At 40.3% G+C, this 22,716-nt stretch carries 19 protein-coding genes and 1 other annotated feature; of the genes, 13 read left to right on the top strand and 6 right to left on the bottom strand.

Translation table 11 applies throughout. The features are described 5' to 3' along the window. Positions 1-72 precede the first annotated feature (72 nt). A complete protein-coding gene (locus PSE83_RS07265; protein WP_004256447.1) occupies positions 73-696 on the top strand; it encodes a glutathione S-transferase family protein in 624 nt (207 codons plus the stop codon). On the opposite strand, the gene PSE83_RS07260 is transcribed toward PSE83_RS07265, so the two are convergent. Continuing rightward, complete coding sequence (locus tag PSE83_RS07260) at positions 697-1,524, bottom strand: SDR family oxidoreductase (protein WP_004256449.1); 828 nt, start codon at positions 1,522-1,524, stop codon at positions 697-699. Between the two features lie 268 nt (positions 1,525-1,792). Then, positions 1,793-1,920, top strand: a sequence feature (His leader region). 54 nt (positions 1,921-1,974) lie between these two features. Here PSE83_RS07260 and hisG point away from each other — a divergent pair. Genes hisG through hisIE form a run of 8 tightly spaced genes read left to right on the top strand, consistent with a single transcriptional unit; the run spans position 1,975 to position 9,051 of the window. After that, positions 1,975-2,874, top strand: coding sequence for an ATP phosphoribosyltransferase (gene hisG / locus PSE83_RS07255; protein ID WP_004256451.1), 900 nt, complete (start codon positions 1,975-1,977; stop codon positions 2,872-2,874). A gap of 6 nt (positions 2,875-2,880) precedes the next feature. Beyond that, positions 2,881-4,197 carry a histidinol dehydrogenase gene (hisD, locus tag PSE83_RS07250; protein ID WP_004256453.1) on the top strand — a complete coding sequence of 439 codons (1,317 nt, stop codon included), beginning with the start codon at positions 2,881-2,883 and terminating at the stop codon, positions 4,195-4,197. A 3-nt stretch (positions 4,198-4,200) separates the two neighbouring features. Continuing rightward, positions 4,201-5,271 (top strand): histidinol-phosphate transaminase, encoded by a 1,071-nt coding sequence (gene hisC, locus PSE83_RS07245; protein ID WP_004256456.1) that lies wholly within the window; start codon positions 4,201-4,203, stop codon positions 5,269-5,271. Positions 5,272-5,284: 13 nt separating this feature from the next. Then, positions 5,285-6,352 (top strand): bifunctional histidinol-phosphatase/imidazoleglycerol-phosphate dehydratase HisB, encoded by a 1,068-nt coding sequence (gene hisB / locus PSE83_RS07240; protein WP_004256459.1) that lies wholly within the window; start codon positions 5,285-5,287, stop codon positions 6,350-6,352. Next, positions 6,352-6,945: an imidazole glycerol phosphate synthase subunit HisH gene (gene hisH, locus PSE83_RS07235; protein ID WP_004256463.1), complete on the top strand. Its 594-nt coding sequence runs from the start codon at positions 6,352-6,354 to the stop codon at positions 6,943-6,945. Before hisB ends, hisH begins: the two co-directional genes overlap by 1 nt. 5 nt (positions 6,946-6,950) lie before the next feature. Continuing rightward, the gene (gene hisA / locus PSE83_RS07230; RefSeq protein ID WP_004256464.1) at positions 6,951-7,688 is read left to right on the top strand and encodes a 1-(5-phosphoribosyl)-5-[(5-phosphoribosylamino)methylideneamino]imidazole-4-carboxamide isomerase; all 738 of its coding nucleotides are present in this window, start codon (positions 6,951-6,953) and stop codon (positions 7,686-7,688) included. After that, positions 7,670-8,446: an imidazole glycerol phosphate synthase subunit HisF gene (hisF, locus tag PSE83_RS07225; protein WP_004256465.1), complete on the top strand. Its 777-nt coding sequence runs from the start codon at positions 7,670-7,672 to the stop codon at positions 8,444-8,446. The genes hisA and hisF overlap by 19 nt, the downstream gene beginning before the upstream one ends. Further along, positions 8,440-9,051, top strand: coding sequence for a bifunctional phosphoribosyl-AMP cyclohydrolase/phosphoribosyl-ATP diphosphatase HisIE (hisIE, locus tag PSE83_RS07220; protein ID WP_004256466.1), 612 nt, complete (start codon positions 8,440-8,442; stop codon positions 9,049-9,051). The genes hisF and hisIE overlap by 7 nt, the downstream gene beginning before the upstream one ends. A 34-nt stretch (positions 9,052-9,085) precedes the next feature. Here the strand turns inward: hisIE and PSE83_RS07215 are convergent, their stop codons facing one another. Together PSE83_RS07215 and PSE83_RS07210 are read right to left on the bottom strand one after the other, a co-directional pair. Further along, positions 9,086-10,060, bottom strand: a complete 975-nt coding sequence (locus PSE83_RS07215) for an ABC transporter substrate-binding protein (protein WP_423810794.1) — start codon at positions 10,058-10,060, stop codon at positions 9,086-9,088. A gap of 67 nt (positions 10,061-10,127) precedes the next feature. Then, entirely contained in the window at positions 10,128-12,305 is a 2,178-nt protein-coding gene (locus PSE83_RS07210; RefSeq protein ID WP_164565401.1) for a TonB-dependent receptor, read from the bottom strand. Between the two features lie 349 nt (positions 12,306-12,654). Between PSE83_RS07210 and PSE83_RS07205 the strand changes: the two genes are divergently transcribed. Next, positions 12,655-13,131, top strand: a complete 477-nt coding sequence (locus PSE83_RS07205; protein ID WP_004256470.1) for a YbaK/prolyl-tRNA synthetase associated domain-containing protein — start codon at positions 12,655-12,657, stop codon at positions 13,129-13,131. Positions 13,132-13,181: 50 nt separating this feature from the next. Here PSE83_RS07205 and PSE83_RS07200 read toward each other — a convergent pair whose 3' ends face one another. Then, on the bottom strand, positions 13,182-13,823 hold the full coding sequence (locus PSE83_RS07200) for a CatB-related O-acetyltransferase (protein WP_004256473.1): 642 nt from the start codon (positions 13,821-13,823) through the stop codon (positions 13,182-13,184). A 301-nt stretch (positions 13,824-14,124) separates the two neighbouring features. On the opposite strand from PSE83_RS07200, the gene PSE83_RS07195 reads away from it, so the two are divergent. Further along, complete coding sequence (locus PSE83_RS07195) at positions 14,125-17,277, top strand: M66 family metalloprotease (protein ID WP_272660753.1); 3,153 nt, start codon at positions 14,125-14,127, stop codon at positions 17,275-17,277. Between the two features lie 87 nt (positions 17,278-17,364). Here PSE83_RS07195 and PSE83_RS07190 read toward each other — a convergent pair whose 3' ends face one another. Further along, on the bottom strand, positions 17,365-18,546 hold the full coding sequence (locus PSE83_RS07190) for a multidrug effflux MFS transporter (RefSeq protein WP_004256478.1): 1,182 nt from the start codon (positions 18,544-18,546) through the stop codon (positions 17,365-17,367). A gap of 190 nt (positions 18,547-18,736) precedes the next feature. Then, positions 18,737-20,143 (bottom strand): NADP-dependent phosphogluconate dehydrogenase, encoded by a 1,407-nt coding sequence (gndA, locus tag PSE83_RS07185; RefSeq protein ID WP_004256481.1) that lies wholly within the window; start codon positions 20,141-20,143, stop codon positions 18,737-18,739. Positions 20,144-20,385: 242 nt separating this feature from the next. On the opposite strand from gndA, the gene PSE83_RS07180 reads away from it, so the two are divergent. Both PSE83_RS07180 and PSE83_RS07175 read left to right on the top strand, forming a co-directional pair. Beyond that, a complete protein-coding gene (locus PSE83_RS07180) occupies positions 20,386-21,969 on the top strand; it encodes a TerC family protein (protein WP_004256484.1) in 1,584 nt (527 codons plus the stop codon). 180 nt (positions 21,970-22,149) lie between these two features. Further along, complete coding sequence (locus tag PSE83_RS07175) at positions 22,150-22,683, top strand: hypothetical protein (RefSeq protein WP_094960640.1); 534 nt, start codon at positions 22,150-22,152, stop codon at positions 22,681-22,683. Positions 22,684-22,716: the final 33 nt, after the last annotated feature.

Genomic DNA, 22,716 nt, shown 5'->3' with positions numbered 1-22,716 from the left:
ACATTTGCCTCTGAGTAAATTTAATCTATCTTAACCATGGTCGATGCCAAAAAATCAATTTAGGAGACTGCCATGTTAACTGTTTGGGGACGCGTCAACTCTTCCAATGTCAAAAAAGTACTTTGGTGCTTAGAAGAATTAAATATCGCTTACAATCAAAAAGATGTGGGTGGCCCATTTGGTGGGCTAGATACACCTGAATATATAAAAATGAATCCAAACAGCACAATTCCAACTCTACAGGATGATGACTTTGCGCTGTGGGAATCGAATGCGATTTTACGTTACCTTACGGAAAAGTTTGATCATTCTCACTTATTGCTCGCACAAGACCTACAAGAACGAGCTGCCGCAGATAAATGGATGGATTGGAGTGGTGCTAATTTATTCGACCACATTAAACAGATGATGAACAAAATTGTTCGTGTCCCAGAAGCGGATAGAGACCCAGAACAAGCTAAAATTATTTATGGCAATATCAATCGGTTACTAACCATTGCTGATAATGCATTAGCTAACCAAGCCTATTTCAGTGGTGATAAATTTGGTATCGCTGACATTGCTATCGCACCACTATTTTACCCTTGGCATGAAATTGTCACTGAACGCCCCGAATTTAACAATTTGGAACGCTGGTACCAGCAACTGACCACACGCCCTGCGTTCCAAAAAATTGTCATGATCCCGATTAAATAATCACAGGGTCATATTCATCAAACTTGGGTTTGGGTACTGGTATTCAAACCCGAGTTCTTGGCAAATTCTATTACCGTTAATGGTTTTCCCCACTAACGTATTCTTCTCTTCAATAAATTGAGGCGGGGTTAACCCGATAGATTGTGCTGCATGAGTATAAAATTCGGCTCGTGTTGGGTGGACTGGCGCACAGAGGTTATAAATATGTCCCCCTTGCGGTTGCTGGAGCAATAATAAAATGGCGGCAATCACATCATCTTGATGCACCATATTCACAGGTTGGTTTGCCCCCTTCACCCCGGTTTTCCCCGCTAAAAAACGCCCTGCATGGCGTTTTTCACCGACTAATCCCGCTAATCGCAGAATATCCACCGATATGTTCGGTAACTGATGCAACCACTGTTCTGTCGCCACCAAGGCTTTAGCTGATTCAGTTACCCCATCCAATGGGCTGTTTTCGGTCATTTCACCATTTTGTTCCCCATAAACCGCAGTAGATGACGTGAAAATAACTTTAGGCACCTGAAAGGCTATTGCGCTATTCACCAGTGTTTCAATCGCCATCACATAGTATTCGGTATTAATTTTAGAGGGCGGAAGCAAGATAACGATAGCATCACTTTGTTCCATCAACTGCGCTAAATCGTCGTCATCACATTCAAGTTCTGGGGTTAATTTCAATGCATAACACTCAATTCCAACCGCTTGAGCGGCTTCAATACCATCTGGTGTCGTTTTAGTTCCAACCACATGAATGCCTTGAGACAATAAGGCTTGGGCGAGCGGTAACCCAACCCACCCTAACCCGATGACAGTGACTTTTTTCATATGAAAACTCCCCAATCGTTCAACTGACTGAAATTAATCACAGAGTAGCTGAAAACCATAAAACTTCCGAATACAATTTCTGAGGGATTTATCACTATAAAAGCGCATCAACTAATTATTATTGGTTATTTTTTAAAAAAAGGTTGCATTCATAGGGGGAAATCGGATAGGTTGAATACCAATGAGTATTTAGTTAGCACAATGAATGTTTAGTCATTCACTTAAATAACAGAACGGAAGACATTATGAATCGTATTTCACGCAACCATCATCACCACCATCATCCTGACTAGTCTTTCGGGCGATGTGTGCTGGAAGACGTTCAACGAATCTTCCGGTGGCTGAAATGCGAATTGAGAGAACCCTCGGAAGATAATCTTCCGAGGGTTTTTTTATTCTTGAACAAAGAGTTACTAAACAAAAAATTTTAAAAGGGATAAGGGTAAAGTCATGTTGGATAAATCACGTTTACGTATTGCAATACAAAAATCAGGCCGTCTGAGTGAAGAATCAAGAGAATTGCTTTCTCGCTGTGGCATCAAAATCAATTTACAACAACAACGTTTGATTGCTTATGCAGAAAATATGCCTATTGATTTACTCCGCGTTCGCGATGACGATATTCCGGGGCTGGTCATGGACGGTGTCGTTGACTTAGGGATCATCGGTGAAAACGTTCTTGAAGAAGAGTTATTAAACCGCCGTGCTCAAGGGGAAAACCCGCAGTATAAAACCCTGCGTCGTCTTGATTTCGGTGGGTGCCGCTTATCTCTCGCTGCCCCATTAGATTTCAACTATACTGGTGCTGAGTGCTTAAATGGCTCACGCGTTGCAACTTCCTACCCTCACTTGTTAAAACGCTATTTCGACCAAAAAGGCATTCAATTTAAATCATGCTTGTTAAATGGTTCAGTCGAAGTTGCCCCGCGTGCTGGCCTTTCCGACGCTATCTGTGACCTCGTCTCTACAGGTGCAACACTTGAAGCAAACGGTCTAAAAGAAGTGGAAGTTATTTATCGCTCTAAAGCCTGTTTAATTCAACGTGATGGCGAGATGTCGCCGGAAAAACAACAGCTTATTGACCGCATGATGACCCGTATCCAAGGTGTTATTCAAGCACGTGAATCCAAATACATCATGTTGCACGCGCCAAGTGAAACACTGGAAGAGATCATTGCCTTGCTGCCGGGCGCTGAACGCCCAACAATTCTACCGTTAGCAGGCGAACAAAGCCGTGTGGCGATGCACATGGTGAGCTCAGAAACGCTGTTCTGGGAAACCATGGAAAAACTCAAAGCTTTAGGTGCAAGCTCTATTCTTGTCCTGCCAATTGAAAAAATGATGGAGTAAGCCGTCATGAAAATGGGATTTAACCAACCTGTTCGCTGGTCGGCTTGTAACCAAGAGCAACAAAGCGCTTTATTAATGCGCCCCGCAATAGCGGCTTCTGGTAGCATTAGTACTGCGGTTAGCCAAATTATTGACCAAGTCCGTAACGAGGGCGATATCGCTCTCAAAGCACTGAGCCGTCGTTTCGATAAAACTGAAATCGAAACAGTGCGTGTACCTGCAAATGCTGTTGACGCGGCAGAGGCTCGTCTTGGTGATGAAATCAAAACAGCAATGAAAACCGCCATTGGTAACATTCGTCGTTTTCACGAAGCCCAAAAACCCACTCCGATTACAGTAGAAACACAGGCAGGCGTCGTGTGCCAACAAGTCACACGCCCAATAGATGCGGTCGGTTTATATATTCCGGGAGGGTCTGCTCCCTTGTTATCAACGGTCATGATGTTGGGAACCCCTGCGAATATCGCAGGCTGTCGCAAAATTATTTTGTGTTCGCCCCCACCTATTGCCGATGAAATTTTGTATGCTGCGAAACTGTGTGGCATCAGTGATATTTTCCAAGTAGGCGGTGCGCAAGCGATTGCTGCAATGGCATTTGGTACCCAAAGTATTCCTGCAGTTGATAAAATTTTTGGCCCCGGTAATGCCTATGTCACTGAAGCAAAACGCCAAGTGAGTCAAAGCCATGATGGAGCCGCTATTGACATGCCTGCGGGGCCTTCCGAAGTGTTAGTCATTGCTGATAACGGTGCAAACCCAGCATTTACCGCATCTGATTTGCTATCTCAAGCAGAGCATGGCCCTGATTCACAAGTTATTTTATTAACTGATGATGAAAACTTTGCCCAACGCGTGATCGAAGAAACAGAAAAACAATTAGCGCAACTTTCACGTGCAGAAATTGCTCGAGAAGCATTGAGCGCCAGCCGTGTCATTATTGCTGATTCGATCGAACAATGCGTTGAAATTAGCAATCGCTATGGACCTGAGCACTTGATTTTACAAACACGCAATGCCGATGACCTAGTCGATTCTATCACTAGCGCAGGTTCCGTGTTTGTCGGAGACTGGTCACCCGAATCTGCAGGAGACTACGCTTCAGGCACAAATCACGTATTACCCACTTACGGGTATACTGCAACCTATTCAAGCCTTGGCCTCGCTGACTTTATGAAGCGAATGACGGTGCAAAAACTGTCGCAGCAAGGCTTATTAGGCTTAGCCAACACCATCGAAACTTTAGCGCAAGCAGAGCAACTCACCGCTCACAAAAATGCCGTTACCTTACGCGTTAACGAACTAAAAAAACAAAATCAGGAGTAAGTCATGAGCCAACCATTTAATGCCGCCAGTCTTGCACGTGAAAATGTTAAAACCATGACGCCTTATATGTCTGCACGACGTTTAGGGGGAAATGGCGACGTTTGGCTCAATGCCAATGAATACCCAATTGCACCTGATTACCAATTCAGTGAACGCAACCTTAACCGTTATCCTGAATGCCAACCGGTTGCGGTGATCAATAACTATGCAGCTTATGCCAAAGTTAAACCAGAACAAGTGCTCGTTTGCCGTGGGGCCGATGAGTCCATCGAGTTGTTAATCCGCGCATTTTGTGAGCCGGGGAAAGATGCGGTGATGTTTTGCCCGCCAACCTATGGCATGTACAGCGTCAGTGCAGAAACCTTTGGTGTTGAACAAAAGAAAATCATGGCGTTGCCAGACTGGGCATTAAACGTTAACGCGATCCGTGAAAATCTATCCAATACCAAACTGATTTATATTTGCAGCCCGAATAACCCAACAGGCAATATCATCGACAATAAAGATTTACGCGAAGTGCTAGATATGGCTGCAGGCCGTGCATTAGTCGTTGTCGATGAAGCCTATATTGAGTTCTGCCCACAATACAGTGTGGCAAACTGGTTAGCACAATACCCAAACTTGGTAATTTTAAGAACCTTATCCAAAGCCTTTGCATTAGCAGGTTTACGTTGTGGTTTTACTTTAGCATCCCCTGAAGTGATTGAAGTGCTATTAAAGGTTATCGCCCCTTACCCGTTATCAACCCCTGTTGCGATGATTGCAGCTCAAGCCCTTGAGCCCCAAGGTATCGAGACGATGAAAAGCCGTGTAGAAACGGTAACAGAAAACCGTATTGCACTTCGTGAAGCGCTACGCGACTTATCAGTGGTTGAACATGTTTATCCAAGTGAAACCAACTATATTTTGGTGCGTTTCACTGATGGAAATAAAGTCTTTAAAGCCCTGTGGGACCAAGGCATTATTTTACGTGACCAAAGTAAACAACCCGGTCTCATTAATTGCCTGCGTATTACTATTGGGACAGAAATAGAAAATACCCGTGTTATTGAAGCTATTGCAGCACTTTGCTAATTAGGAATGATTCATGAGCCAGAAAATTTTATTTATCGACCGTGATGGAACATTAATTACCGAGCCGCCAACTGACTTTCAAGTTGATAGTTTAAGTAAACTCGCCTTTGAAAAAGCAGTTATTCCTAGCTTACTTGCTCTGCAAAAAGCCAATTACCGTTTAGTGATGATAACCAATCAAGACGGCTTAGGCACCGATAGCTTTCCAACAGCAGATTTCGAACCCCCTCATAATTTAATGATGCAGGTATTTGAGTCCCAAGGCGTTAAATTTGATGAAGTGTTAATTTGCCCACATAAGCCCGAAGATAACTGCGCTTGCCGTAAACCTAAATTGCAGTTAGTTGAGCGCTATTTAGACAGCAACGTATTAGACAGCGAAAACAGCTATGTGATTGGTGACCGTGAAACAGATATTCAATTAGCTAAAAATATGGGTATCAAAGGGTTACGTTATAACCCAGCTGAACTTGACTGGGAAGCTATCACCCAGCAATTAACCAAACGCAACCGCCATGCACTGGTGAAGCGTGTAACAAAAGAAACCAATATCCAAGTTGAAGTGTGGCTGGACCAAGAAGGCGGCAGCAAAATTAGCACTGGCGTAGGCTTCTTTGACCACATGTTAGACCAAATCGCGACTCACGGCGGTTTCCGATTAAACATTGAAGTGAATGGCGATTTATTTATCGATGACCACCACACGGTTGAAGACACTGGTCTTGCACTAGGTGAAGCACTGAAAGTGGCGCTGGGTGATAAACGCGGTATCGCACGTTTTGGTTTCGTTCTGCCAATGGATGAATGCCAAGCGCGCTGTGCACTGGATATTTCAGGTCGCCCGCACCTTGAATACAAGGCCGAGTTTAAATACCAACGCGTCGGTGACTTAAGCACAGAAATGATTGAGCACTTCTTTAGCTCACTTTCCTATGCCATGGGTTGCACATTACACCTGAAAACCAAAGGGAAAAACGATCACCACAAAGCCGAAAGTTTGTTTAAAGTTTTCGGCCGCACATTGCGCCAAGCAATTCGTGTTGAAGGGGATACGTTACCTAGCTCGAAAGGGGTTCTGTAATGAACGTTGTCATCCTTGATACCGGCTGTGCAAATTTAGCCTCCGTGGCTTATGCGGTGAAACGCCTAGGCTATAACCCTGTGGTGAGCCGTGATACCAATACTATTTTACAAGCTGACAAAGTCTTTTTGCCGGGGGTTGGTACTGCTAGCGCAGCCATGGAAAAGCTCACTGAACGTGAATTAGTTCCGTTAATCAAAGCACTTACCCAACCGGTGTTAGGTATCTGTTTAGGCATGCAGCTACTCGGCTCTTTTAGTGAAGAAGGCCAATCTACAGTGCCACTACTGGGGTTAATTGATAGCCCTGTACAAAAAATGGATGCCAATGGACTTCCAGTTCCTCATAGCGGTTGGAACCAAGTCAAAGCCTTAGCAGGAAACCCCTTGTTTAGGGATATCCCTGATAATGCCTATTTCTATTTTGTACACAGTTATTCGATGCCTATTTCCAGCAATACCATCGCGCAAACGCAATATGGCAATCCGTTTAGCAGTGCCGTGAATTGCGATAACTTCTATGGTGTCCAATTTCATCCAGAACGTTCTGGCGCAGCAGGTTCACGTTTGATTCAAAACTTTTTGGAGATGTAATTACCATGATCATTCCCGCATTAGATTTAATCGATGGCACTGTGGTGCGATTGCATCAAGGGGATTACGCCAAACAAACTGATTATGGCAATGACCCACTCCCACGTTTGCAGCAATATGAAAAAGAAGGGGCAAAACTATTGCACCTCGTGGATTTAACGGGTGCGAAAGACCCGCAAAAACGCCAAATTCCACTGCTCAAAAAATTATTAGCTGGCGTGAGTGTTCCCGTACAAGTTGGTGGTGGTATTCGTACCGAAGAAGATGTTAAAGCCTTACTGGAAGCCGGAGCGGCTCGTGTTGTCATTGGCTCAACTGCGGTGACCAAACCTGAATTGGTTAAAACATGGTTTGAAACCTATGGTGGGGAAGCCATTGTACTTGCGTTAGATGTACGAATTAATGACAAAGGCGTAAAAGAAATTGCCATCAGCGGCTGGCAGGAGAATTCAAATTTAACTTTAGAGCAAGCCATTGAAATATATCGCCCTTATGGCTTAAAACACGTCCTTTGTACTGATATTTCCAAAGATGGAACATTGGCGGGTTCTAATGTGAATTTATACCAAGAAATTAGCCAAAAATTCCCTGATATTGCCTTTCAGGCATCAGGGGGAATTGGCGATTTAGATGATATTGCGGCTATTCCACCATCTGGTGCAGCTGGCGTGATTGTTGGTCGTGCATTATTAGAAGGTAAATTCACCGTTGCGGAGGCAATAAAATGTTGGCAAAACGCATAATTCCTTGCTTAGACGTCCGTGATGGGCAAGTGGTTAAAGGTGTCCAATTTCGTAATCACGAGATCATCGGTGATATTGTTCCATTAGCACAACGCTACGCCCAAGAAGGCGCTGACGAGCTGGTGTTTTATGATATTACCGCCTCTTCTGATGGCCGAGTGGTAGACAAAAGCTGGGTTGCCAAAGTCGCCGAAGTGATTGATATTCCTTTTTGTGTTGCAGGTGGGATTAAAAGCGTTGACGATGCCGCGCAAATTCTGTCTTTTGGTGCAGATAAAATTTCCATCAACTCCCCGGCATTATCCGACCCTACATTAATCAGCCGTTTAGCTGAACGCTTTGGCGTACAATGTATCGTTGTCGGTATTGACACTTGGTTCGATGATAGCTCAGGTGAATATCTCGTTTACCAATTTACTGGCGATGAAAAACGTACCACACAAACCACGTGGAAAACCCTTGATTGGGTAAAAGAAGTACAACAACGTGGCGCGGGTGAAATTGTGTTAAATATGATGAACCAAGATGGTGTACGCCAAGGGTATGATCTACAACAACTCAAAAAAGTCCGTGACGTCTGCCAAGTGCCCTTGATTGCCTCTGGCGGCGCAGGTGAAAAAGTGCATTTTCTTGATGCCTTCACTGACGCAGGTGTTGATGGTGCTTTAGCCGCTTCTGTATTTCATAAACAAATTATTAATATCGGTGACTTAAAACAATACCTAGCCGAAAACGGAGTTCAAATTAGAGTATGTTAACCACAGAACAATGCAGCCAACTTGCATGGCAAAAAGTCGATAACCTGATGCCTGTTATCGTACAACACGCCGTTTCAGGTGACGTGCTAATGCTTGGGTATATGAACCCAGAAGCATTGCAAGTCACCTTAGACAGCCGTAAAGTCACTTTTTTTTCTCGTACAAAACAACGTTTGTGGACGAAAGGCGAAACCTCCAATCATTTTCTAAATTTGGTGGATATCTACCCTGATTGTGACAGTGATACGCTACTGGCTCTCGCACTGCCGGATGGCCCAACTTGCCATAACGGTACACAAAGCTGCTTCGCGCCCGCACAAAGTGACTGGGGCTTTTTATTTGAGTTAGAAACGTTACTCAAAGAGCGCAAAACCGCTTCTCCTGAAAGCTCCTATACCGCGCGTTTATATGCTAGCGGTACTAAACGTATTGCTCAAAAAGTGGGTGAAGAAGGTGTTGAAACCGCTCTGGCGGCAACCGTTAATGACCGCGCTGAATTGACTAACGAAGCCGCGGATTTGATGTACCACTTATTAGTCTTACTACAAGACCAAGAGCTGGATTTAAGCACGATAATCAAACGTTTAAAAGAGCGTCATCAATAAATAACAGGCTGCCAGCCTCGCTGGCAGTTTTATTTTATGGATGCAAAATATTATCGATTTGCGCATCGCTCAATGAAATACCAAAGAATTTCAGATAGAAATCAGCCGTTTCTTGTTGCATATCGATATCCACAAAGCGCTCTGGGTAAAGAGTTTGTGCTAACCAAAGAAATTGTAAGGCCTCTTCTGAAGTTTCACGGCACCACCAAAACATCCCTTTTGGGTTTACATACACCTGTTGGTTTTTTACTGCGCTCATTGCCTTCCATTGGGAAGATGTTCGTATGATATTAGCATCTTCTTTATTCATCGCCACAATCACATCAGGGTTTGCGCTAATAATGGTTTCTAACAAGACTTCACCAGAGTTATTTTTTTTGTCAGAAAACCAGGTTTCTGCCACGTTTTTCGCCCCTGCTAAATCCATCCAATCTTGATTTAATGATGGGCGGCCAGACGTAAATAACACGTTCCCCATACTGTGGTATACCGTCCGTTTTTCTGCATCAGTGAGCCCTTTTAGTCGTTCATTAACTAATACGATATTACGGTCAAAATAGCGTTGATATTCAATAGCTTTACTTTGCGCATCAGGGCCCAGCTCTTTTGCTGTGGCTTGAACCCTTTCTTGTAACGATTTTAATGAATTCGCTGGGTATTCAACCAGTTTCATCCCTGCATTTTCTAATAAATCACGTTGTGGGACTTCCATTCCTTTAGCAATGAACAGTAACTCCGTACGTAATGAAATGATTTGTTCTGGGTTTAATTGATTGCTAATACTGATCACTGGAACATCATCAATATTGGGTAACATTTGGCGAAATAATGGAATTTTTTTCGCGATCATCGATGTGCCGACAATTTGCTCACCGTAACCTAGCATCATAATAATAGTATTTTGTGCTGGCCACGGTGTTGCAATACGCAATTCGGGGTTATCTGTCTTCGCCTGTATTGCGCTACTCATTAGTAGTCCAAACAGTAAAATAACCGATTGCAGAAAAATGGTTTTTCTCATATTTTTCACGCCGTTTCACCTTAACGTAAAACGGCATACTCCTAGACTGTTATAATTAGAAATCAAACGTAACCGTTGCGCGAACTTCACGGCCTGAACCTAAAAAAGCACTTCCCCCTTTCCCTTCTCCATTGATACCTGATGGAAAAATGGAAGCCCAATAGCGCTCATCCGTTACGTTATTGACGGATAATCTGACCGTCGTTGGAACTTGATTGATTTTTGTACTATAACGAGTTCCTAAATCCAATGTTGTGTAGCTACCTGCCCAACTAGTATTGGTGTCATTAGCAGCTCGTTTTCCTGTATAGTGCACATTAGCGCTGTACACCAGTTCTGGCATTGTCGGTAAACTGTATTCCACTAACATATTGGCTTGAACTTTCGGCACACCAACAACACGTTTATCACGCGTTGTCGTGAACTTGGTATCTTTGAGTTTTGGATCTAAGAAAGTCACGCCGCTATAGACATTTAGCCCTTGCCAAACATGGCCGGTTGCCGTGAGCTCTAGCCCTCGGTTTACTTGTTCACCTTGTTTGCGGAACACGTTGTCATCCCCCGCGTAGGCAAATGGCCGCTCCAAATGGAATACCGCAGCACTAAGGTTTAAATCTGCTACATCGGCTTTAATACCCAATTCATATTGTTTGCTACGATAAGGGTCTAAAGTCTGCCCTTCATTTTTCAGGTTTTGATTCATCGGCGCGGTATCCCCCTCTTCTAACGAATCAGCATAGCTAATATAAGTCATCACCTGAGGGGTAATTTTATACATCAATGCTGCTTGAGGGCTGAGGCCATGGTCATTGGTCTGGCTGGTTTTGTGGTTTTGTTTATCAAAGCTACGGCTTTCAATCCAACTTTGGCTGAGATAAAACATGGCTGACCATTGTGAATCAAACGTGATTGTGTCACCGACAGTGATACTTTGTTGGCTATTTTCAGCTGATTTATAACGTGAACCTCCCGTATGAATTTTGCCATCCGATGGCTCTTCCATTGGCGACGGGCGGTGCATATTGGTTTGCCCCAAATCACGTCTCACGCTCTTGTCTTTTGCACTATAAATCGACCAAACATAGCCATTCGTCGCTAATGATAAATCATGACCAATAGAGCCCGTGTCTACATGACCATTAATTACCACTGAATTACTCAACACACGAAAACGTCCCGATGCGGGGGAATCACTTAATGAGCGGCTAATGGTTCCATTGTTATCTTGAATGGCACTCGTCACCGTACGCATCGCCCTATCCGCTTGCTGATAACCAATTGCCGCTTTTAGTGTCCAATCCTCATTAAAATCATGAATTAATCGAGTACTAACGGTATCAGTGGTTAAATCATTTCCTGCGGTATGCAAAGCTAAATTTTTATCTTGTGGATTAGGTGCTTTTGGTAATTTAATAGCAGAGCCATAACTAAAACTACCCACATAGCCTTTTTGCACAAAATTATAGTGGCTGGCATTAAACTGAAGCTGTGTACCCGGTTGAATATTCCAATCAAGCGCCACAGAGGCTAACTTACGGCGTAATGTGCTCTCTTTAAGGCTGCCTGTTCCCTCTTCATCCAACAAATTAAGGCGATATCCAAAACGTTTATCAGCATCAAAATAACCGCCTAAATCAGCATGCCCACTATAGGCATTACGGCTTTGGTAACCTAAAGAAAAACGCTGAATATCCTCTGGGCGTTTTGTGGTGAAATTAAACTGCCCTGCGGGACTTGCAGGGCCATACAATGCTCCCGTCAAGCTATTAATAATGTCCACTCTATCCAACATTTCCACGGGGAATGCCGTTGTTGACACCATATACAGGTCATCAATCCGGCTATTCGTCACCACGCCACCTTGCATACCTCGGCTTTGTGGACGCCCTACATCCATCCCTCCACGGGCTTGCATTTGTGTACTTGGCGCATATTTCAATAACTCACTCAAACTTTTAGCTTGTTGATTATTAATCATTTCGCGGCTAATCGTGGTTGTAGAATACGGCGTATCAATCCACTCACGGTTGCCTAATGGACCAATATCAATTTGCGATGTGAAAAAGCCAGCACCAGCCTGTGCTTCCATGATTACATCACTTGGTGCTGCGGTGACTAACATTCTATCTTGCCTAGGTTTAGCCAGTTGCTCAGAAACTTGTGCTGCAACAATAGACGGTGCGATCCCTGCAATAAGCGGCATAATGAGATATAAATTAAATTTACGAGTCATATTATCTTTTCGTTATATAAATTTTTATATTACCTATAATAAAATGCAGCGTAAATGATCAAACTCAATTCTTAATAAGATGTATTCTCAACCATGATAAAAAAAAGGAAAAATAACTCATTGATTTTATTTTGAATAATTAATTCACCAGAAGATATGACAATAAAACCCAAGAATAGATTAACAATATAGTTAAAAACCGCATCTGATATGCAATTTATAATATTTCCCAAATTTATGTTTTTGACTCGCTATATTTCACGGTTGTATCTCTTAATTAACTTGTTATCATTTCTTATTATTGATGTGGTTTTAAAGGGAAAAAACAGTGTCTGAAAATTCTATTTTTATGCAACTCACACAATTACTTGATAAAAATAATGCAAAATATCGTGTGATGGAGCACCCCACAGCAGGGAAATCGGAAGAAGTGGCAAAAATACGTGGCACACAGCTTGGGCAAGGGGCAAAAGGACTAGTATGCCATGTAAAAGGAAATGGCGTTCGCCAACATGTACTGGCGATTTTACCCGCTGATAAACAGGCTGATTTAAATAAGGTTGCCACGGCCATTGGTGGAACCCGCGCATCTTTAGCAAGCCCAAAGGAAGTCGATGAGCTCACTCAATGTGTGTTCGGGGCTATTCCGCCTTTTAGTTTTCACCCTAACTTAAAGTTAATTGCCGACCCACTATTATTTGAACGTTTTGAGGAACTAGCTTTTAATGCCGGTACATTAGAGCGCTCTATTATTTTAAATACAGAAGATTATCAAAGAATAGCCGCACCGACTTTAGTTGAGTTTATTCGCACAGAAGAAAATTAGTTTTGTATTAAAAAAAGGGTATTCCACAGAATACCCATCAATAAGTAAAATTAACCAATCAATCGCTGATCATATTCCTGACAGGCATTTTTTAATGCCACAAAATCTGATCCACAAATAAACCGCTTTAATGCGGTAAATTTTTCTTCTGGCCAATCATAAATTTTCAATGCGAGTAATTCAGTAATAATATCTGACGGAAAACGATATTTTATTACCTTAGCGGGATTTCCACCTACAATACAATAAGGCTCGACATCTTTAATTACCACGCTATTCGTTGCAATAACTGCGCCTTCACCAATTTTAACACCCGGCATGATAAAGGCACGCATGCCAACCCAGGCTCCGTCGCCAATCACTGTGTCGCCTTTTCCTACATAAGCTTCTTCAATAAATTCAAGAAAAGGATATAAGCAAAACCAATCCATTCGGTGAGTATGGTTCCCTCCCATTAATATCACAGCTTCGCTACCAATACAGACATAATCACCGATATAAAGTTGGTCAACATTCCATGCTAGCTGCCAGTCTCGGCTTTGTTCATCACCTTGTAAATAACGCACAACTGACTGCTCAAAACCGTTATCCCAACAGTCGCTGTAATAACTATGCCTACCTTTGATATGGATATTGGGGTTTTGTACAACCTCATGAAGTAGCTCATATTTCGACCAATGCTTTTGATTCATGGCACTAAACCTTTTAATTCGTTTATATTTACCATAGAACGCATTCTATGGTGATGTATCCGCGTTCAAAATACATCACACTAAGTAATCATTGGCTTTTTTAGTAATGAGTTATTCATTTTAACCTCGCTAGTTCAAATAATATTAATTTCCTCACTCATGGTGAGCTTTCCAATACTTAGAGTATCATTTAGGAGTAACTATTAAACCATTCATCTTTTTTTTAAAGATATTTTATCTTACCATCAACTAAAAATTAGACCAGCTTATACGAAACAACAAATAGATAAGATAATACTTTATGCCAAATAAAAACTTAAGTACGACTTCACCATCATTATTGATTAACAGCTTAAAAAGCCATATTTTATCAATAGGAAACAATGATTATTATATAGATACTATAAATAAGTCTAACTCCATTCTAGATTATTGGCATTTAATAACAGAAATAAACAAATCCTTCGGTAATCTCTCATTTTTTGAAAATGGGAAAACTAATCATTACTTTAATAACAACCTACACTCTAGTGATGTAGATGGTGAATTAAAAGGAAATGTATTTTTCGCCCAAGCTAATATTATTCCATCTAAACTCCATATAAATGGAGATAGTAAGCCTAAACTAGTTAAGGAACGTAAGACTTTAATTATGTTTAAACCGCATACTCATATCCCAGAAGAAAATCCAATTCAATTAAATATTTATGATAAAAATAATAATTTAATCATGCAAAAACCGCTATCTCCCCCATCTAAACTACCAAAAATTGCAGATAATAGTATAAGAGAAACTAATTTATTACCTCGTGATTTCAAATCACCGGTAAATTTCGACCTTGTCATGAGATCTAATAGTGAATTAATTGAAATATCCAAAAATCAAAATTACTTACACGAAACAATTTTAGATAATAACAAAATAAATTTAAAACTTAATCATAACAATATAAAAACACCTTTCATTCTAAATAATAGCATCAAATATAAAGGTAAAACTATAAAATTACACAACACTGACAATAACGATATTGAAGTTAATTATGGCAATAACACTTCTATATTACCGTCAAAATCATCCACCCTTTTTATATGTGATGAAAATGGACATTGGCTAACAAAAAATGATGCTAAACAAATAAAATATTACAGCCCCCCTAGAAAAGCACCCTCAAATACTCTTCCAATTATTTATTTTGAAATTGGAAACCTGCCAGATATCGATATAAATAAAATAGACGCAGATTTTTTTGAGAAAAATCTAGAAGAAAACTCCACCTTAAAAATAATGAAAATGGATTATGATAGAGTCAAAAAATTCACACTAAAAAAGAATAAAAAATTCACATCTAAAAAAATAATTTTCACATCAGAAGCTAAAGAGTCAACATTCATCCACACTACAAATAAAGTTTTCGAGCTAAAAAAAGACAGTGTATTATTATTCCATTGTAATTCAAATGGCAAATGGGAAAACATTCCTATTTCTTCTAGTAACACATCAAAAATCAACAACTCATACCCTAATAAATTTGATCTAACTTTAGATGAAAATGAATTAATCATTGAGGCTTCGAAAAAAAGAAATTATTTAAATAATCTAATAAAGAATAATGACTCAATAAAAATATTGACTAGTGATGGTAATTGGAGTCGTGACTTCACATTAAATAAAAATGATGCATTCCATAATAATAAAATACTGTTTAGCTCTAATGCATCGTATAACAGTTACATTCATTATGGAAAAAACACTATAAAGTTACAAACAGGTGAAAACGTCCTTTTTGTCTATGATTTAGATAAAAAATGGATCCCTATTAATCAGAATAACAAAGAAAATTTCATTAGCAACTTGGAATATATAGATAAAACATGGTCTACTACAATCCCAAAAGAATATATCCATCCAGAAATAAAACTTGAATTTAATTATCAAGGTCAGAAAAGTACATTATCTAACATTGATGTAGGTGCCCCAAATGAATTACTCATTAATACTTTTGATATCGGGTTACTTACACCACCAAGAAATGAACATCTTTTCCTAAATAAATTCGAACTAAATCGCCAATATTATCAAACGGTTCCAGTCAGTAAACTAATTGTTTCTCGCTACGAACCCATCCATTTGTTAAAAGTAGTCATGCCTGATGGCCAAGTTTTTACAGAAAATGCACCGGATGAGGGAGGAGGCCATAGTGGCAGCATGAGAGAGTTGATCACTAAATCTTTTTATGCTGATGGTGTTAACACTGCAAATTATGGTGTAAATAGTTCTGCTCCGGACACTGATTCCTTTGTTCTAACTCCCCAAATAACTGCCTATAACTCTGTCGGAATGTATAAAAATGGTAGAGTAGTTCACGGCTGGTCTGGTGGTAGAGGTAAAGCTACATTATATAGTACAGATAATAATGAGATCAGCCATGAATTCGGTCACAATTTTGGTTTAGGTGATCATCACGGGGGAGTTGAAGGCGGCTCCCATGCAGCTGCAAATAAAAAAAATTCAACCTGGCTGTGGGATTCAGATAATAACTATTTTATTCCAAATATGTATAAAAATGGTACATTAAATCATGATGGAATGAATGGAGGTGAAGCTTATGATGCGCGTTACAACGTTTACACCGCTTATACACCTAATTCTTTTATTGAAATTCAAAATAGATTTGAAAATCAGCATGTATTTAGTGAAAAATCAAAAACAGGATATAAAAAATGGGATCCAGAAATAAAAGAGATGGTAGATGCATATTTAGAACTATCACAATATAACGCCATCGAGTTTACTGCAATAAATGGTTCAGATATTACAGCTAACGATTTAAATTCACTATTGAAAAAAAACAAAAACGTTATTATTCATAATGGAAATGGTTATCATGCCATAAAAATCAATATTCCATTAGCAAATGAAAGTAATAAGGGTGCTATTTTAAGAATAGAATCAGTCGCGGATTACAATAGTGAGCTTCATATTAACAACAAGATTGAATTAATTAAAAAAAATGATTCAATTTGTTATATTTCAGATGGCTACACTTGGAATCGAAAAGATAACAATGAAACAATCCTCTATAAAGTTCCCTATAAACAAGGGGTACCTGTTGTGACCTTAATGGGGTTCTATGACCCTAAAGACGTAATCGATAGCTATATCTACCCTTCTTTATATGGTTCTTATGGTATGGTTTATAGCCATGATAAAAAAATAGACACTCAAATGCCATATTTAGAGGTTATTTTTGAAGATGGGAAAATAAGCCAGTACCAACTTCATAACTTCCGTTCAAATGAAGAGATGATGAATAAATTTCATGTTAATATTGAGCGAAGTTTAAACCCCATAAAAGCTAATCTTTATATTAATAATAAAATTGTCCATTCTAGAGAAATTGAAATAAAGAAGAATAGACTCCTAACAACGATTAATGGTGATATTGCATAATTTTATCTAAGTTATCACTAATTACTAAATTAATTAGTGATAACTATATACGACATAATGAAAAATAAAATCTTCAAACGGTCTACTCTATATTGATTTAACAAGAGATAAGCTCTTTTTTCTTGCAAGCAATCCAAACAAACAGCCAACCAGCATAACTAATGCTAATGATATTTTTGGTGCGATAGGCAAACTGATTGCACAGAGTCCGAGAGTTGCTCCCCCTGCCATTTGAACAAAACCCACTAAGGCAGATGCAGTGCCTGCTTCATTACCAAACGGTTCTAAAGCATAACTGGTTGCCGTTCCCATCATAAAGGCCAGCCCTGTACAAGCACAAGCGACAGGTAACATATAGACTAACCAATGGCTTTGTATTTCTATCGGCAATACGACAAAACCTAGCAATAATCCTAAGCAGCCAAGTGCCATCATTGAACTACCAACCAATAAACAGGTTGGTCGCCCTATTTTATGAATAAAATAATTAGCGATATAACTGGCAAACATGATCCAAAAACCATTAACACCAAATACTATAGAAAACGCGAGCGGAGTTAACTGGGCATCCCCCATCAACACAGTTGGTGCAAGTGACACATATGTTAATGCCATACCCATCGTGCCTGCGTTCACTAAGGCAAAAATAATAAATTGATGATTCCCCAAAATTCGCCAATAAGTTTTCAGCGGAATAACTTTTGCTTTAGGTAAATTAGCCGGACGTGTCTCCGGTAAAAAAGCTGCAATTAACACTAATATGACTAATGCATACAAAGCAAGAAACCAGAACGGTGCTCGCCAGCCCCACGCTTCTGCTAACAGGCCTCCGAGCAGCGGAGCTAACGCAGGAACAATATTCAATGTTCCATTTAAAAAACCAAAAGCGCGGGCCGCTTCTGTGCCATTCATTCGGTCACGTACACAGCTAAATGCCACCACCGAAGTACAACAGACTGCAACCCCTTGCAATAAACGCGAGGCAATAAATACTGTGGGTGTTGTTGCTACAATGGCAACACCAGCACCAATGATGTACAACACCATGCCCAAAATCGCGATAGGTTTTCGTCCATATCTATCGACTAATGGGCCCGAAATCAATTGCCCTAGCCCCAGAACAAGAATGAACAATGCTATCGTTGACTGGATCACCGACTCACTGCTTCCTAAATCCTTCGCAATATCAGGTATTGTTGGTAAATATAAATCAATCCCTAATGGACCAAGTAATACCAATAAAAGTAATAAGATAAGAAAATTACGCATAAACCATGCCCAGACTCGATAAAGTTAATTTTTAAAATATGAGATGCAATAAATTATAGAAAAGCAAAAGCCACCGTCGAATTAATGATTTACTTATAATAATAAATTAAATATTTTACGGCTCTTCAAAGTGAAAAAAGGCGCTAAACCTAGCGCCTTTTGTGTTATCAAAAATTAATGATAACGAATTTTATTCCATCCACTCAGTGTGGAAAACACCGTCTTTATCCGTACGTTTATAAGTGTGAGCACCGAAGTAGTCACGTTGCGCTTGGATCAAGTTTGCAGGCAATACTGCTGAACGGTAGCTATCATAATAAGAGATAGCCGCTGAGAATGTCGGTGTTGGGATACCATTTTGTACGCCATAGCAGACAACATCACGCAGTGCTTGCTGGTATTCGTCAGCGATTTGCTTGAAATATGGCGCTAACAGCAAGTTAGCAATTTTCGCATCTTGGTTATACGCATCGGTAATTTTTTGCAGGAACTGCGCACGAATGATACAACCTGCACGGAAGATTTTTGCGATTTCACCGTAGTTTAAATCCCAATTATATTCTTCTGATGCTGCTTTCAGTTGTTGGAAGCCTTGCGCATAAGACACAATTTTACCTAAATACAGTGCACGGCGAACTTTTTCAATAAAGTCTTTTTTATCACCTTCAACAGCTTTTAGGGTTGGACCGGTTAATACTTTAGATGCCGCAACGCGCTGATCTTTTAAGAAAGAAATATAACGCGCAAATACAGATTCAGTAATTAAAGTCAGAGGAATACCTAAATCCAGCGCACTCTGGCTAGTCCATTTACCTGTACCTTTATTAGCCGCTTCATCAAGGATCACATCAACGAGATATTTACCATCTTCATCTTTTTTCTTGAAAATATCTGCTGTAATTTCAATTAAATAGCTGCTCAGCTCACCTTTATTCCACTCAGCAAAGATACCTGCTAACTCTTCGTTGCTCAGGTTCAAAGAACCTTTTAATAATGAATAGGCTTCTGCGATTAATTGCATATCACCGTATTCAATACCGTTGTGAACCATTTTCACATAGTGGCCCGCACCATCTGCACCAATATAGGTCACACAAGGTTCGCCTTCAGCCTGTGCTGCGATTTCTTTTAAGATTGGCGCAACTAATTCATAAGCTTCTTTTTGCCCGCCCGGCATAATTGAAGGGCCTTTCAGTGCGCCTTCTTCACCACCTGAAACACCAGTACCGATGAAATTAAAACCTTGCTCGGATAATTCACGATTACGACGGATAGTATCAGTGAATAAGGTATTACCGCCGTCAATTAAGATATCCCCTTTGTCCAGATGAGGAGTCAGTGAGGCAATGGTTTTGTCCGTAGCTTCACCCGCTTTAACCATCAACAAGATGCGGCGAGGTTTTTCCAGAGAGTCAACAAACTCTTCAATTGTATAGTTGGGAACTAATTTTTTCCCTGGATTTTCGGCAATCACTTCGTCTGTTTTATCTTTAGAACGGTTAAAAATAGACACTGAGTAACCGCGGCTTTCAATATTGAGCGCAAGGTTACGCCCCATGACTGCCATTCCGACAACACCAATCTGCTGCTTTGACATGAACAACTCCTGTCTGATTAGGACCAAGTCAGCCTCGACCGTGCTGACATTCTGTTAACGGGATCACATATTAACCTAGGATTGGGCAGCATGGTAGTTATTGATGCAATCGATGACGTATACAAGGCCATTTTTGTCAAGAATTGTCCAATTAGCGTGATTTTTTATTGATATTTCATTCAACAAACCGCATTATTCATTCGTCGGTATAAGCCGTCATATCAGAAGGTAAAACAAACTGTATGGAATGGATCGCAGATCCTTCGATTTGGGCGGGCCTCGCTACCCTTATCGTTCTAGAAATCGTTCTTGGTATTGATAACCTCGTCTTCATCGCCATTCTGGCAGATAAGCTCCCGCCAAAGCTGCGTGATAGAGCCCGTGTAACTGGACTTTTATTAGCCCTGATTATGCGTGTTGTGCTTCTATTTAGCTTGTCATGGCTCATTACCCTCACGAAACCAATATTAACTCTCTTTGAGCATCCTTTTAGTGCTCGAGATTTAATCATGTTGGTGGGTGGTCTATTCCTCTTGTTTAAAGCCACAATGGAACTAAACGAGCGGCTGGAGGGGAAAGACGAACACACCAATACTCAAAGAAAGACATCGAATTTCTGGGCTGTTGTTGCACAAATTATTGTTCTTGATGCCGTATTCTCACTGGACTCCGTGATCACCGCTGTCGGCATGGTTGACCATATCGGCGTAATGATTGCCGCTGTAACCATTGCTATGGTATTAATGATTTGGGCAAGTAAACCGTTAACTAGCTTTGTTAACCAGCACCCAACCATTGTCATACTGTGTTTAAGCTTCTTACTGATGATTGGTTTCAGCTTAGTTGCCGAAGGGTTTGGCTATGCCATACCGAAAGGTTACTTATACGCTGCAATTGGCTTCTCTATCATGATTGAAGTCCTAAACCAATTTGCCCAATTTAACCGACGTAAATTCCTTAAAGGCTCACGTCCACTACGTGAACGTACAGCAGAGGCGGTATTACGCATTCTTAGCGGTAATAATGAGCGTGGGGAATTAGACCCACATACTTCTGATCTTATCGCTGATAATCAATCCGTTTTTGACCCACAAGAGCGTTTAATGATTGCTCGAGTGCTCGGTATGGCACAACGTAACGTAGAAAGCATTATGACTTCACGCCATGATGTGGATTATCTCGACATTAATAAATCATCTTCAGATTTACTGCAATTAATGGAGAAAAACCCACACTCGCGTTTAGTGGTCATTGATGAAACTATCAGTGATGAACCTGTTGGGGTAGTACATGTAATGGATTTGGTTAAACAGCAATTAAAAGGCCAACCATTAAACTTACGTGCATTGATTACCCAACCATTGATATTCCCAGAAGGGTTGTCTCTGTTAAAAGCGTTAGAGCAGTTTCGTAAGGCGCATACTCACTTTGCCTTTGTTGTGGATGAGTTTGGTTCTATCGAAGGTATCGTGACATTGACCGATGTAATGGAAACGATCGCAGGTAACTTGCCGGTTGGTGATGAAGAAAATGACTCACGCCACGACATTCAAAAACTGGATGATGGTACTTGGATTGCCAACGGCTTTATGCCACTTGAAGACCTGATCATGTTTATCCCTATGGAATTAGACGATAAACGTGAGTATGAAACGATTGCGGGTCTTTTAATGGAACACTTACAACGTGTTCCTGAAGTGGGAGAGCAAGTCACTATCAATGGTTGTATTTTCCAACCACTGGAAGTCAATAGCCACCGAGTCAATAAAGTGTTAATCACGCCACCTGCCCCTGAAGGGGATGGTTATGAGTTTGAAGATGACTAACCTTTAGCGCTAATACAAAAATGCCGACCTCTGTGTCGGTATTTTTTTGTCTAAAAACCGCAGATGTTATCTCTTTACCCGTTAACAATAAAAACAGTAGCGTTTTATTAAAGAAAATAGCATTGAAACACTGAATAATTCGACCAATAAAATACAATTAACTTTAATAAAGGTCATATTATGTATATCAATAGCAATCAACCAAATAATACTAGTCAGAATGTAAAAATAAATAACTCATCAAAAGGTGTAAGTGGAAACACGAGTAGCGTTAGTAATCATAATCAAAAATGCCCTGTAGCAACTTCAGAAAAAATAGTCCATAAAAAAGAGATTACTAAGCTGAATAAAGATATTACTACTGGATTAAGTCACATTAAATCGAAGCTAAGTAATATTCTAAGTGACAAAGCATCAGGACCTTTCCAAAATGATTCTATCAAAGAGTTAAAGTCACAGCTAGATAGACTAACGGCATCCGTTAAATCGTATCAGGATAAACTAGATTCCTCATCATATAAACACAATAGTTCAAAGCAAAAAACAATCACTAAGCTAGAGACTAAATTATCAACAATCACTGAAAAGATGAGTAAGGCAGAAAGTAACAATAAGTTTAATGTTAGTAGAGGTAACCAAGCTCATCTTGATAATATGCAAAAAGCGGCTGATTTAAGGAAGGGGAACAAAGCCCCATCCAAATTTGAACCATAAATATTAAGTGGAGTCACCTGTTTTAGGTGGCTC

The sequence above is a fragment of the Providencia sp. PROV150 genome (assembly GCF_028481025.1).
Taxonomy (GTDB): domain Bacteria; phylum Pseudomonadota; class Gammaproteobacteria; order Enterobacterales; family Enterobacteriaceae; genus Providencia; species Providencia hangzhouensis.
The sequence above is the reverse complement of the archived record's forward strand: the minus strand, read 5'-3'. Positions and strand labels throughout refer to the sequence as shown.